The organism is Aquibacillus salsiterrae (assembly GCF_028416595.1).
GTDB lineage: Bacteria > Bacillota > Bacilli > Bacillales > Amphibacillaceae > Aquibacillus_A > Aquibacillus_A salsiterrae.
In genome coordinates, this window is the sequence record NZ_JAMQKC010000003.1 from 1 (window position 1) to 14,517 (window position 14,517).

At 33.0% G+C, this 14,517-nt stretch carries 9 protein-coding genes and 1 pseudogene; all 10 read left to right on the forward strand.

Going from position 1 to position 14,517, the window contains the following annotated elements:
* The first annotated feature begins 471 nt into the window (after nucleotides 1-471).
* A complete protein-coding gene (locus tag NC799_RS04685; protein WP_272445213.1) occupies nucleotides 472-1,785 on the forward strand; it encodes a transposase family protein in 1,314 nt (437 codons plus the stop codon).
* A 329-nt stretch (nucleotides 1,786-2,114) separates the two neighbouring features.
* Nucleotides 2,115-3,422, forward strand: a complete 1,308-nt coding sequence (locus NC799_RS04690) for a transposase family protein (RefSeq protein ID WP_272445214.1) — start codon at nucleotides 2,115-2,117, stop codon at nucleotides 3,420-3,422.
* A gap of 338 nt (nucleotides 3,423-3,760) precedes the next feature.
* Nucleotides 3,761-4,978, forward strand: a complete 1,218-nt coding sequence (locus NC799_RS04695; RefSeq protein ID WP_272445215.1) for an ATP-grasp domain-containing protein — start codon at nucleotides 3,761-3,763, stop codon at nucleotides 4,976-4,978.
* Nucleotides 4,978-6,180, forward strand: a complete 1,203-nt coding sequence (locus NC799_RS04700) for an MFS transporter (RefSeq protein ID WP_272445216.1) — start codon at nucleotides 4,978-4,980, stop codon at nucleotides 6,178-6,180. Before NC799_RS04695 ends, NC799_RS04700 begins: the two co-directional genes overlap by 1 nt.
* Nucleotides 6,181-6,259: 79 nt before the next feature.
* Nucleotides 6,260-7,468, forward strand: coding sequence for an ATP-grasp domain-containing protein (locus NC799_RS04705; protein WP_272445217.1), 1,209 nt, complete (start codon nucleotides 6,260-6,262; stop codon nucleotides 7,466-7,468).
* Between the two features lie 326 nt (nucleotides 7,469-7,794).
* The gene (locus tag NC799_RS04710) at nucleotides 7,795-8,280 is read left to right on the forward strand and encodes a transposase (protein ID WP_272445218.1); all 486 of its coding nucleotides are present in this window, start codon (nucleotides 7,795-7,797) and stop codon (nucleotides 8,278-8,280) included.
* A gap of 349 nt (nucleotides 8,281-8,629) precedes the next feature.
* Nucleotides 8,630-9,943 carry a transposase family protein gene (locus NC799_RS04715; RefSeq protein WP_272445219.1) on the forward strand — a complete coding sequence of 438 codons (1,314 nt, stop codon included), beginning with the start codon at nucleotides 8,630-8,632 and terminating at the stop codon, nucleotides 9,941-9,943.
* Nucleotides 9,944-10,261: 318 nt separating this feature from the next.
* A pseudogene (locus NC799_RS04720) lies at nucleotides 10,262-11,542 on the forward strand (nucleotide sugar dehydrogenase).
* An 82-nt stretch (nucleotides 11,543-11,624) separates the two neighbouring features.
* Nucleotides 11,625-12,848 (forward strand): hypothetical protein, encoded by a 1,224-nt coding sequence (locus NC799_RS04725; RefSeq protein WP_272445220.1) that lies wholly within the window; start codon nucleotides 11,625-11,627, stop codon nucleotides 12,846-12,848.
* A 5-nt stretch (nucleotides 12,849-12,853) separates the two neighbouring features.
* Nucleotides 12,854-14,071 (forward strand): hypothetical protein, encoded by a 1,218-nt coding sequence (locus NC799_RS04730; RefSeq protein WP_272445221.1) that lies wholly within the window; start codon nucleotides 12,854-12,856, stop codon nucleotides 14,069-14,071.
* Nucleotides 14,072-14,517: the final 446 nt, after the last annotated feature.

The window sequence follows — 14,517 nt, forward strand, 5'->3', positions numbered from 1 at the left end:
CCCGTAGAGGCTCAAAGTCAAGTGACAAAATGGTACGTTCTAACTTCCAATAGAACACTAGACTTTTAACGCTATAAACAAGTTTATGTTCCTTTATAAATTTGTCCAGTTTAGTGTTGACATACCAGGTATCTCCTTTTAAATAACAAAGTAAGCTAACTAGTGGCTATTTGTTAAACAATATAATATATGCAAAAGAAGCCGTGTGTTTTTAGTATTTTTCTAATAAATATTGGGGGAGAGAAAAGGATAAAACTTTTGTGTGTGTTGGTAAGGTAAATATGGCTATAAATTTTGATATATAGATAGGAGTTTAATATGGAAATAAAATTATTTCCTTTTAAGGGAAAAGTCCAGCCATGAAGAGTAAAAATTTTTCGTAATAATTTCTAATTATACACTCCAAAAATATGCTAAATATGGGATAATTTTATATAAATTTATTGTCTATTAGTACATTTTTGGGGAGAGATGAACGTGGTAAGCAGAAAAGAAAAAAGAGAGCATGAAAAAGATACAAATTATTTTTTCGAGTTGATGAAAATTAAGAACCATTTTATGAAAGATCTCGATGTGCGATTCAAAAACGTTAAAGATCCAAGACATCAAAGCTATATAACCTATGATTGTGACATCCTCTTGTTCATGATTATATTGAAAAACGTGTGTAATTTGAAAAGTATGCGTAGCATGACCAATCATTTTAATAAAGAAGAATGTATTGATAATGTAGGAAAGATATTGGGTTTAGAAACGCTTGAAGAATTGCCCCATTATGACACAATCAACGACTTTCTATCTGAGCTTGATCCGAAAGAATTAGAGGATATCAGAACGTATATCATTAAAGAATTGCTGAAAAAGAGTTGCTTTGACCGGTATAGAATTAATGGAAAATATTGGGGTGTAATCGTTGATGGTACCGGGCTTTTTAGCTTTGATCATAAGCATTGCGACCATTGCTTGAGACGGGAGTATACCGACAAAGAAACAGGAGAGAAAAAGACTGTTTACATGCATCATGTCCTAGAAGCTAAATTGGTCATTGGAGATATGGTGCTTAGCATAGCATCAGAGTTTATCGAAAATGAATCAGAAGATGTCTCCAAACAGGATTGTGAGCTTAAGGCGTTTTATCGATTAGCGGAAAAGCTAAAGGATTCATACAAACGCTTACCTAGCGTTCTTGGAGATAGTCTATATGCATGTGAAGGCGTATTTAACCAGTGCAATGAATTCAAGTGGAAGTATATGTTTCGGTTCAAGGAAGGCCGTATTAAGAGCATTTCCAAGGAGTTTCAAAAAATCAAAGAATTGGAACAGGACGATACATCCTCTGATATTTTCTGGGTCAATGAGATTTCCTACAATCAACGTAAAGTGAACGTGCTTGAGTGTACAATGGAAGAAACCGAAAAAGGAGTCATGAAGTTTACGTTTATCACTGATTTTAATATTACAAAAAGAAATGCAAAGAACCTTGTGGGAGTAGGGCGAAGCCGTTGGAAGATTGAAAATCAAGGATTTAATCGCCAAAAAAATATTCGATACCATATCGAACATGCCAGTAGTCACAACTATGTAGCCATGAAAAATCATTATTTATTAGCACAAATTGCGGATATATTGATGCTTCTCTATGAAAAGGGATGTAGGATGCTTAAAAGTTTTCAAAAAACAGCAAAAGAAATATCCTCAAACCTGTTGGAAGCGATTAGGACCCGCAGAATAACAGACGAGGATATTACAACATTGGTTAAACCTATACAAGTAAGATTTACCTAATATTGTAATTATACCAAAGGATGTGATGACAAGAAAGGGTAAAATTTGAGTTATCCACAATTTTAAAATTAAATTTCTTAAATTCTGTTTCTTTAATCTAAAAAAATAAAAAACTAACTGGAAAATTTTTACTTATGTGGATAAGTTGTTTTCTGGAGTTATGCGTAATAAATCATAAATTTACTCTTCATAGCTGGCGACAAGTCCAGCTCTGAAGAGTAAAAATTTTTCGAGATAATTTGATAAAATCCCAACCCTAAATATGCTAAAAATGGTAAAATTAAGTGCGATAAATGCTTGTAAATGGCGTATTTTAGGGGGAATGAAAATTGGCAACGCGAAAGGAAAAAAGAGACCAGGAAACAGAGGTAAATTATTTTTTCGAGTTTGCAAAAATCAAAAAACACTATTTCAATGAATTATTTGTGAAGCTAAATCAAGTGAAGGATCCGAGACACCAAAGTTATATCTATTATCAATGCGATGTTATTCTTTTGATGATGATTCTTAAGAATGCGTGTGATTTAAAGAGTATGCGCGGGATGACAAGCAATTTTAATAAAGAGGAATGTATTAAAAATATTCAAAGGATTATTGGCTTGAAGGAATTAGAAGAACTTCCACATTACGATACCATCAACAATTTCCTAGAGAGATTAGAGCCAGGTGAATTAGAAGCTATTAGAACATACATGATTCAGGAACTGTTAAACAAACGATGCTTGGAACGTTACCGGATTATCGGGAAATATTGGGGAGTCATCATTGATGGGACTGGACTATTTAGTTTCTCGGAAAAACATTGCGATCACTGTTTGAAACGGGAATATCAAAACGAAGAAACTGATGAGAAACGAACGGTGTACATGCATCATGTGCTGGAAGCGAAACTCGTTGTGGGAGATATGGTGTTGAGTATCGGCTCAGAGTTTATCGAAAATGAATCTGAGGATGTACCTAAACAGGATTGTGAGTTGAACGCTTTTCACCGATTGGCGAAAAAACTCAAAGATACCTATAAAAGACTGCCAATCTGCATTCTTGGAGACAGTCTTTATGCCTGCGAAAGTGTGTTTAAACGTTGCAATTCCTATAATTGGGTATTCATGATGCGATTTAAAGAAGGTCGGATTAGGAGTGTCGCCAATGAATTTCAGACCATTAAATCAATGAAAAGCGATACAAATGGTCACCTTTTTTGGGTAAATGACATCTCCTATCAGGAACGATCCCTGAATGTCTTGGAAGGAACGCTTGAGAATGAAGGAGGAAAGGATAAATCCTTTTTATTCATCACCAACATCAAGCTAACAAAACGAAATGCCAAAAATATGGTTGGCGTAGGACGAAGTCGTTGGAAGATAGAGAATCAAGGGTTCAATCGCCAGAAAAACATTCGTTATCACATCGAACATGCTGGAAGCCTTGATCATCAAGCAATGAAGAATCACTATCTCTTGACCCAGATTACCGATATTCTTATGCAACTATATGAAAACGGGGCGAAGATATTTAAGAAGTTGAAAAAAACTGCAAAAGAAATATCCTCGGACCTGTTAGAAGCGTTTCGCACACGAATTTTAACAGGCGAGGATATAGCAAAAATGGTAAAACCCATTCAAGTAAGGTTTACCTAATAAATTCATTTTAACAGAGGTGGTGATAAATAAAAAGAAACAAATGAGTTATCCACAATTTTTATAACAAAAAATAGAATTTCGGCACGTATACACAAAAATAAAAGAAAAGTTTAATGGTAAAATTTAACATATGTGGATAAGTGCTTTTTCGATATTAAACAACTTTAAAAATAAATTTACTCTTCAGAGCTGCGACAAGTCACTCTAGGTTGACTTGTCCTTCGAGATATAATATTCTATTAATTTAAGTAGACCGTCTATTAGAGAAAATATACTTGGTCTTATAGATATAGAATTGGGTTGTTTAACTAAAAGCAAATAGATGGGGGTAAAAAATGGCAATTGCAATTTTAAATAGACTACCTATTAATATAGTAAACTTTAAAGAATGGTTGGAAGAATGTGAAGAGACTTTCTATATATTACTTCCGGAAAATAAAAAAAGTGAGTTTCAAAAAGAAGGCTATACAAATATTGTTGCACTTAATAACTACTACAATGATAGTGAAATGATGATTTCATTAAAAAAAATACATAAAACCGATTCAGTAAATCTAATTATTGCTATAGACGAAGTAGATATAGAACGTGCAGCTATGTTTAGGGAATACTTTGGAATTACTGACGGGCAGAAGTTATTTAGCGCTACCAGTTTTCGTAATAAGTTTTGGATGAAAGAAGTAATTAAATCTTCCAATATCCCTGTGCCCGCCTATGAAAAGATACAGACTATTGATCAGGCAAAGAAGTTTGCAAAACAATATAGTTATCCAGTTGTTGTTAAACCGAATAATGGAATGGGTTCTATAGGAGTGCAAAAAGTTAATTCAGATGAGGAACTGGAAGGTATAGACCTTAATAAAGTTGAACTTATTGAACAATTCATAGAGATTGAAAATATGTATTCAGTTGATGGTTTAGTGATTGACGGGAGTATATTTTTTGAGAGTGTCTCTAGGTACAATCAAAGTACAATTAATTATATGAGTGGGGATAACATTAGTGTAATTGAAATTGTCGAACCAAAGGAAAGTATTCATAAAAGACTTCTTAATTTTAATAAAAAAGTATTATCAGCTTTGCCAAAGCCAAATAACGCCTTTTCATTCCATACAGAGATTTTTCATAGTAAAGATAACGAGCTGGTCTTTTGTGAGACGGCTTCCAGAGCAGGTGGTGCTCGTATTGTAGAAAGTATTTATCAGTCTTACGGAATCCATTTAGAAGAAAATACAGTTAAACTACAGGCCGGGATCTGGAAAAAAAGCTCTATCTCAATTAGAAATGAACCCAAGATTTTAACGGCCGTTATCTTGCTACCTAAACGTATGGGGGAGGTAAGAAAAATTCCAGATGAAATCCCTTTTAAGTGGGTTACGGAATATCAGCCTAGAGTAAAGAAAGGGGATATCTTGTCTAGTATTGGTCATAGTTCAGATACGATTGCTTCCTTAATAGTTACGGGGACTACAAGGAAGGAGTTATGGAATAATATCGAATATGTAAATAACTATTTAACAAAAGAAATAGAAATTGTAGAGGTAAATAAATAATGAAGGAACAATTTTTGCTCCTAAAGACTTTTCCCGATTTCTTTAAGATTTGGCTATCTACAATATTTACTTCTTTTTTTGAAAGGGCATTCTTAGTTATTATTCCGGTGATAATATATGACGTTACAAACAATCCGCAACTTGTATCTTTAGGTACATTAATTGAAACATCAATTATTCTTTTGTTTGGAATAGTGGGTGGAACTATAGTAGATTCCTATGACACACGTAAAGTATTAATTAATACTAACTTTCTATTACTTGCCTTAATGGTTATATCTCTAATTATTAATGAAGTTAAGGTTACAATCATAACTATTCTAATTACAATGGTATTTTTTACAGCGATAAGTCGAACAAATTCTTTGGCAAGGACTTCAATTGTCCTAGATATTTTCGGTAAGGGATCTAATCTGAGCAATGCTAATGCTATGATGGGTTCCGTGTTTTCACTGGCTTTAATGTTGGGACCGATAATTGGAAGCAACCTTTACATATTTAGCGGTATAAGGGGTGTATTAATTTTTGGATTAGGAGTAGCTTTGCTGGCAATTCTTATATTCTTAAAGATGAATAGAACCTCTAAAGTAGAAAAACAGCGACAACCATTTATACATAGCATTAGAGAAGCCTTCTTATTAATAAAAGGAAATAGGTATCTTTCAGGCGGTATTCTATTTCAAAGTTTATTTATAGGGTCTGGGGCTGTATTTTCATCATTGATCTATATTTTTATTAAAGATATTCTTCATGCGAGCGTTTTGACTTTTTCTCTGACAATTACTTTTCAAGGAATAGGAAATCTAGTGGGTGCATTAGCATTTCCATATCTAACTAAAAAAATAAATACTTCACGGTTAATTTTTTTCTACACAATGGCAATTTTCTCTTTTGAATTAGTATACTTAATATTTCCTAATATAGTTTTAATTTTAATTTGCAGCTTTCTAGTTGGAATAGGAGTTCAAGTTGTTATGGTAACAGCTAACAGTGTATTTATGATGTATTGTTCTACTAATAATGTTGGGCGTATTAGTGGACTTAAGAATACAATTAATAACGCCTCGTCCATTCTTCTTATTTCTATAGCCAGTTACTTTGTAGGATACTTTTCAATAGTAACTGTTTTAATTATAAATATAACCTTATGTCTTTTAAGTGCTTTTATCGGATTAAAGTACGTTAAGGAACCGAAAAGTTAAATGAAGTTTCTGATAAATGTAATTATGCATAATAATATATCCAACTCTATCAATCGTTAAGATATTTAGGAGGAACATAATGAGTATAGCTATTATCTGCAGATACCCACATGACAAAATAAATTTATCCGAGTGGCTAAATAATGTAAAAGAGCCTGTTTTTTTGTTTACGAATAATAATGTAGCAGACACATATCCGGATTCCCTATTCAGAGGGAAATTTGTCTATGATAAATACTTCAGTGACTATTCCCTTGAATATGACATTGCAAATTTGAATAAGGAATATCCTATAAATACATTAATTACATATGAGGAGACTGATATAATTCGAGCATCAATAATTCGAGAAAACTTAAAAATCAAAGGACAAGGGTTAAAAAGTGCACAAGCCTTTAGAGATAAAGCACTCATGAAAGATTATGTGCAAAAATCCGGTTATAAGACACCTAAGTTTAAAAGAGTTGATTCAACATTTGATTTAATGACATTTGCGGATGAAAACGGGTTCCCTCTTTTCATTAAGCCAATAGATGGGATGGCTGCTCTAAATACAAATAAAATAAATTCGTATGGGGATTTAAAAAAGTGGTTAAAGGAAAATAAACCCAATAACTTTATTATTGAAACATACATTGAGGGTGACGTTTTCCATACTGATGGGATAATTAGCGATGGTGAATTATTATTTTTCACTGCATTTGAGTATTTTAACACCACTTTTTCTGCAAGTGACAAAGACGGCATGGGCGATATTCTAATTAATAAAACATCTCAAGATTATGATGAATTTTTAAGATATACAAAAAACATTTTAAACGCATTACCTACGCCTTCCAATTGTACATTTCATTTGGAGTTTTTTAGAAATAACAAAGGAGAATTGATTTTATGTGAAGCAGCTTGTCGTACTTCGGGTGCTCTGGTACCGCAAATTGTAGAGCGGGCGTGTGGAATCTCGCTTCACAGGGAGTCAACAATGATCCATGTTGAAAAAGATTATTATATTAATCCATCTATAAATAATAAAACACTATATGGAGCTTTCTATAAACCATTAAAAAACGGACTATTGGAAAAAAGCGTGAAGGAAATTCCCTTTGAGTACGTAGTTGAACAATATATTCATGGTAAGGAAGGGGAAAGTTACAATCCTTCAGCCTATTTTCATACTTATGTTGAATATATAATAGAAGCGCCTGATAGGGATACACTTCTTAAACGATTTAATGAAGTAGATTGCTTTATTGATAATAATACCGATTGGAAAATTGAAAATAATAGATGAAAAGGAAATTGGAGACGATACTAATCGTTTCCTTTTTTCTTTTTTTGAGCTAATTGCGATGTCTTAGCCCAAGTTTCGGCTTGAAGGCTTAGAAACCCCCGTATAGCAGCATTTTCATTTTTTATTTGGTCACTACAACCTTTTTTAGTTTATTTTGAAAACTATCTTAACCGACTCTTAATGGGAAAACCTCATCTCAACTTTATTTCAGAATAACAGTAGGGGAACATGTGGAAAATGTCAAATTTTCCTTAGGTCACTACAATTACAAAATTTAAAGTTAAATCCCATAATACCGGGGTTTATGAGGTGATATATACCTCATTTTGGTCATTTATAAGACACGTTTAATTGTGGGACGAGAGAATGTCGTTTATGATTACAAAGGAACCGTTTCATGTGTGTGCCCTGAAACTGGAAAGCAACGGGAAATGTGCAACGGTGGATTCGAGAAAGACCGCCAAACCTTAAAGAAACTTTGCCCTGCTAAGCAAATGGGCATTATATGTGAAGGTCAAACTCAGTGCCCAGTTGTGCAAGGGATACGCATTCCATTGTCAGAAGACCGACGCATTTTTACACCCATCGATCGGTCGAGCTATAAATGGGAAAAAGAATATGACAAGCGTACAGCCGTTGAACGTGTCAACAGCCGATTGGATGTTTCATTTGGATTTGAGCTTCATACAATTCGCGGGATGGACAAAATGAAGCTGCGTTGCGGGCTGGCACTCTGTGTCATGCTAGCAATGGCACTGGGCAGGATTAAAGAAAACCAGCCTAAAAAAATAAGAAGCCTCGTTAGCGCTTAGTTAATGTAGCTATCCACATGGGGATAGCTCTTTGAATTTGAAAATCCACAAAATGGATTTTGTGTGGACAACAGGATACGTCTGTCCATTTTTTAGTGGGAATAAGGGCATTTTTGGTAAATTTACGATAGCCACTTAAAAAATGCTTTTTTTACACATATAGAGCCTCGTAGAGGATTTTTCTTTTTTCGTTTTTCGCTAAAAATAGATACAACGCAAAAAGCTCTTTTTACAGCCATGAAGAGTAAAAATTTTTCGTAATAATTTCTAATTATACACTCCAAAAATATGCTAAATATGGGATAATTTTATATAAATTTATTGTCTATTAGTACATTTTTGGGGAGAGATGAACGTGGTAAGCAGAAAAGAAAAAAGAGAGCATGAAAAAGATACAAATTATTTTTTCGAGTTGATGAAAATTAAGAACCATTTTATGAAAGATCTCGATGTGCGATTCAAAAACGTTAAAGATCCAAGACATCAAGGCTATATAACCTATGATTGTGACATCCTCTTGTTCATGATTATATTGAAAAACGTGTGTAATTTGAAAAGCATGCGTAGCATGACCAATCATTTTAATAAAGAAGAATGTATTGATAATGTAGGAAAGATATTGGGTTTAGAAACGCTTGAAGAATTGCCCCAATATGACACAATCAACGACTTTCTATCTGAGCTTGATCCGAAAGAATTAGAGGATATCAGAACGTATATCATTAAAGAATTGCTGAAAAAGAGTTGCTTTGACCGGTATAGAATTAATGGAAAATATTGGGGTGTAATCGTTGATGGTACCGGGCTTTTTAGCTTTGATCATAAGCATTGCGACCATTGCTTGAGACGGGAGTATACCGACAAAGAAACAGGAGAGAAAAAGACTGTTTACATGCATCATGTCCTAGAAGCTAAATTGGTCATTGGAGATATGGTGCTTAGCATAGCGTCAGAGTTTATCGAAAATGAATCAGAAGATGTCTCCAAACAGGATTGTGAGCTTAAGGCGTTTTATCGATTAGCGGAAAAGCTAAAGGATTCATACAAACGCTTACCTAGCGTTCTTGGAGATAGTCTATATGCATGTGAAGGCGTATTTAACCAGTGCAATGAATTCAAGTGGAAGTATATGTTTCGGTTTAAGGGAGGCCGTATTAAGAGCATTTCCAAGGAGTTCCAAAAAATAAAAGAAATGGAACAGGGCAATGCATCATCTGATATTTTCTGGGTCAATCAGATTTCCTACAATCAACGCACAGTGAACGTGCTTGAGTGCAAAATAGGTGAAACCAAAGAGGATAAAAAGCAGTTTACATTTATAACTGACATCAAAATTACAAAAAGATACGCAAAGAACCTTGTTGTAGTAGGGCGAAGCCGTTGGAAGATTGAAAATCAAGGATTTAATCGCCAAAAAAATATTCGATATCATATTGAGCACGCCAGCAGTAAAAACTATGTAGCCATGAAAAATCATTATCTGTTGGCACAAATTGCGGATATATTGATGCTTCTTTACGAAAAGGGATGTAGGATGCTTAAAAGTTTCCAAAAAACAGCAAAAGAAATATCCTCAAACCTGTTAGAAGCGATTCGGACCCGCAGATTAACAGACGAGGATATCTCAATGGTGGCAAAACCAATACAAGTTAGGTTCACCTAATATTGTAATTATAACAAAGGATGTGATGTGAAGAAAGGATAAAATTCAAGTTATCCACAATTTAAAAATAAAATTCATTAAATTCTGTTTCTTTATTCTAAAAAGATAAAAAAACACGCTGGAAAATTTTTACTTATGTGGATAAGTTGTTTTCAACAATTATGTGCAATAAATCATAAATTTACTCTTCATAGCTGCTCTTTTTAGGAAAATATTGACAAATTAAAAACATTGTGATAATTTGTTTTTAATATTGCCGAAAGTTATTATAAATTAAACTAGTAGGAATAAAATATTATAGATGGGAGCTATAATTACATGAAAGTTTCTGTAATAGGTCTAGGTTACATAGGGTTACCAACAGCTATAACCTTTTCGAAGTTTGGACACGATGTCCTTGGAGTAGATGTTAATGAGACAGTTGTTTCAACATTGCAAGAGGGCTTAATCCACATTGAGGAGCCTGGATTACAAGATGAATTTCAGAAAGTCCTTAGTAACGGAAAATTAAGATTTGATTTAAAACCTACAAAATCAGATGCCTTTATAATTGCTGTACCAACCCCCTTCAAAAATGTTGACGATAAATCTTGTGACCTTTCTTATGTCGAGTCAGCTTTGGATGGCGTATTACCCTTACTGGAAAAAGGAAATACTATAGTAATCGAGTCTACTATTCCTCCTCGAACTACAGAAGATATATTAAAGCCATTAATAGAGAATGAAGGTTTTATAGTAGGAGAAGATATCTATTTAGTTCACTGTCCAGAACGGGTACTGCCTGGAAACATTTTAAAAGAGATGATTAACAACAATAGGATAATTGGTGGAGTCACTGAAGAATGTACACAAAAGGGAAATGAAATATATTCAAGTTTTGTCAAAGGAGAACTTCTTTTAACAGATTCTAAAACGGCAGAATTGTCTAAACTAATGGAAAACACGTTTCGGGATGTGAACATCGCTTTAGCAAACGAAATAGTAAAACTAGGTAATGAATTAGGAATTAATGCGTTGGATGCCTTTGAATTAGCTAATTAACATCCAAGAGTTAACTACCATACACCAGGACCGGGGGTAGGAGGTCATTGCATTGCTGTCGACCCATATTTCTTAACGACATCTAGTCCTAGATACTCTAAAATGATACAGCTTTCAAGACAAATAAACAATTCCATGCCAGAATTCGTCTTAGAAAGCATTAATAACTTGGCTAGAATCAATAATATCAGAAATATCACAATACTAGGATTGGCTTATAAGGGAAATGTGGATGATATTAGAGAAAGCCCTGCTATTATGATTTTAGAATTACTAAAGGATAGTAGTGATTATTGTGTTACAGCATATGACCCTCATGTTCAAATGGATATGATAGAGAGTGAATTTTCTGTTGCGGTGAAAGATTCTGATCTACTTCTAATATTAACTGATCACGATGAATTTAAAGATTTAAACATAAATGAGATTGATTTAATGAGAAATAAAATTATATTTGATACTAAAAATGTAGTTAAGAACATTCCATTTGATACAAAGTTACTTAATTATGGTAACTTACATGAATATTTGCAGTTGGAAACTGTACTGGAAGTGTAATTATAAACAAAATAAGGGTCATCTAAGTATATCATCATTGTTCTTAACCCTTTCATTTACCATTTATGGAGGAGAAAAAAACATGAAAATGCCATTTAATATTATTAATAACATGAGTAATAAAAGCGAATCTATCTTTAGAGAAAATTTTTTAGATGAAAACTCTCAAGGTTATATTTTGGATAATTTATGGTTTAGAACACAAGATGAGAAAAATAAGATTTATTCAAATCGAAATAACGATGATGACCAACGGAGGCGTGTGTTTCATAGCATGCAAAGATATACTATACATAAAAATAAAGATGTAAGTAATTTAGTTATAGATGATTTCTTTATATATGTAAGTATATCTATGCCAGAACAGGAAATAGACGAATATGAATATAAAGTGACTAATCTATTAAACTCAGCAGGTTGGAAAAGAGTTAGCGATTATTTCGAGAAAGGAGATTTATTATTCCAAATCCATCGCTATAAAAATAATGATTTGGAGCGTTATGCCAATTTCGAGTTAAACTATTCACACATAGAAATAATAGTTCGCCCAATAGTAACAGAGTTTAACATATTAGAACATAACGATAGAATATGGAAGCTCTTTAACAAGGGAATCCGTTCAAAAGGGGAATCAAAGAAAGCGCGTACATTACAAAATATGGAGGAATTTATGCAATTACTTCCTGCACAAATTGAAACGGGATGTGGGCCCTCTTTAGAAATAGGAATTTCTCCATTACATGATTTACATGAGATATATAAAGTTCAAAACAAAGAAGGATATTTTTATTTTGGTGAAACAGATACATTCTTTGAAGAATTAATAATGGATGAGCAAAAAAAATTCGAAGACATGTCTAAATTAGTTAGGCAATTCGTGCAATCAACTCCGTCGGATAATCATATAAAACTGAAAGAATTATTTGAACTAGGTATTTTTAAAGGTGAAATCTTATCTAATAATCTTGATAGAATATTTTCGAGAACTGGACTAACTGAGAGTATTATTAGAAAATACGATGTAGATAACTTTTTTCCTAAAGTTAATTTTCACCCAGAGGTTAAGTCATTACTTGTTATAGGAAGTCATGCCGACAGGAGAAAAGTTTGGGAACAAGCAAGGAGCCACGGTTTAAAAGTTATTCACGTTAACCCAGAAGGTTACCAAGAGGGATCAGGTGTGTTCTTTAATAAACCAATAGAAAATATTAACGAGAACGATATACATCTTAAGCTAACTTATAGTGAATTTATTAATCTCTTGTATTCACACTTTCAGAGCAAACTAGAATTAACTAAGGGGTAATACTTATGAATATCAACACAACAATCGATATAATAAAAAAAAATTTAGAGAATAACAATTATATAGAGAAAAAGCCTAATCCATTGTTTCTTAACAGGGAAGAACCGCCGTTCTTTACCTTTTCACCTTACCTGGTAGCAGAAGAAGAGTTTATTGAAAGAAGCACCGATTCTTTTTTTGTTAATCAGGAATGTTATAGATATTGTGATCCCGATATGATAAGCACTTCACCATTATCAGTACCGCTACAAAACTTAATAGGGTATTATAAAACTACTCCTGTTAATATTAAGGATGTTCTGCATAGTATTAAAGGATTATTTGAACAAGTTGGTTTAAACTCTGACAGTGTATATGTTGTTGTTAATGAAGATCATACTGATTTAGTTAGCTTAACAAAAAAACAGTTTCCTAATGTAATACCTTTTGTAAGAGAGGATATGTTAGCAAAAAATATCCCTTTAACTAATGACGCATATTATATGCGATTCATATACTTATATAACGGTGGAGTAATAGGTCTATGTAACATAGTCCTGTTAGATAGAGAGAATGATTCAGCTAAAATTGACGGGATTGTCTTTACAGAACGCATTCACTTTATAATAAATAATGTAAATTCAGTATATGAAACTGAACTCTATTTTAACTCTATGAAAATGTTAAAAAAATATAATTTAGAGTCTAATAATAATAGCTATGTGCTGATTTCTAATATGAAGGCAGCTATCACGTTATATAGAGATGGTTGCAGTATTAATGGAAAGAAAGCAGGACATAATTTAAAGCGTCTAATTAAAGATGCTGCAAATGCGTGTATTCTAACAGGGATATCATTATCAGAGGATGTTCTTAGTGAAATTCTAGATGCAATTAAGAAAGATGTTCAAAATAGTCAAGACTCGAATATAGATGAAGTTAAGAATATATTTATAGAGCATATCGGAAAAAGTGATGAATTAACTAAATCTTTTATTGAAAAGTACAAGGAAGAGGAAATTAACAAGATCAATGAAAAGATAGAAGAATGGAAATCAACATATGGGTTGAGCGAAAGAATACTATCCGAGTATTTTCCCAAATATGTTAGAAATAAGATGACCGTAGGTGCAGGTGGTCAATTGCAGAATGGATTTTGGGGATATATATTTGGAAATAATACAATTGAGGACCCATATGCTTTTTATGGGAAAAAGGCAGATGAAGTTAGAAGTAAAAGATAAGTATAAATTATAAGGGTAAGTGTCTTTCTCTACGGTGTTTGTCAATATAATACAAAAAAAAAGACTCTCACTGTCATAGCTGCCAACAGTGTTTTTTGAATAATTTTGTTCAACTTCCAAATACAGTAAAAGTTCGTCTAATGCTTGTTGAAATTCCATGGTAACGACCTCCAAAAATTTTGTTATTTGGACGTACCAACAATTACTGGGTCTAAGACTTATTAGACCATCCAATGAAGTTACGAAGACGGTCCAAAAGATTATTGGGAAGTAGCGCGCTCGAACTTCTCAATAATGATTGTTATAGGAACGAAAGAAAATTCTCAAAAATTCAATTTCGTCTCAATATCCCGGTAATTCTAGGGTTGTGAGACCTAACACTACTTTCAACGTTTACTTCCTATAATATATATTATGTTCGGGGCGTTGTAAGATTTTTATAAACA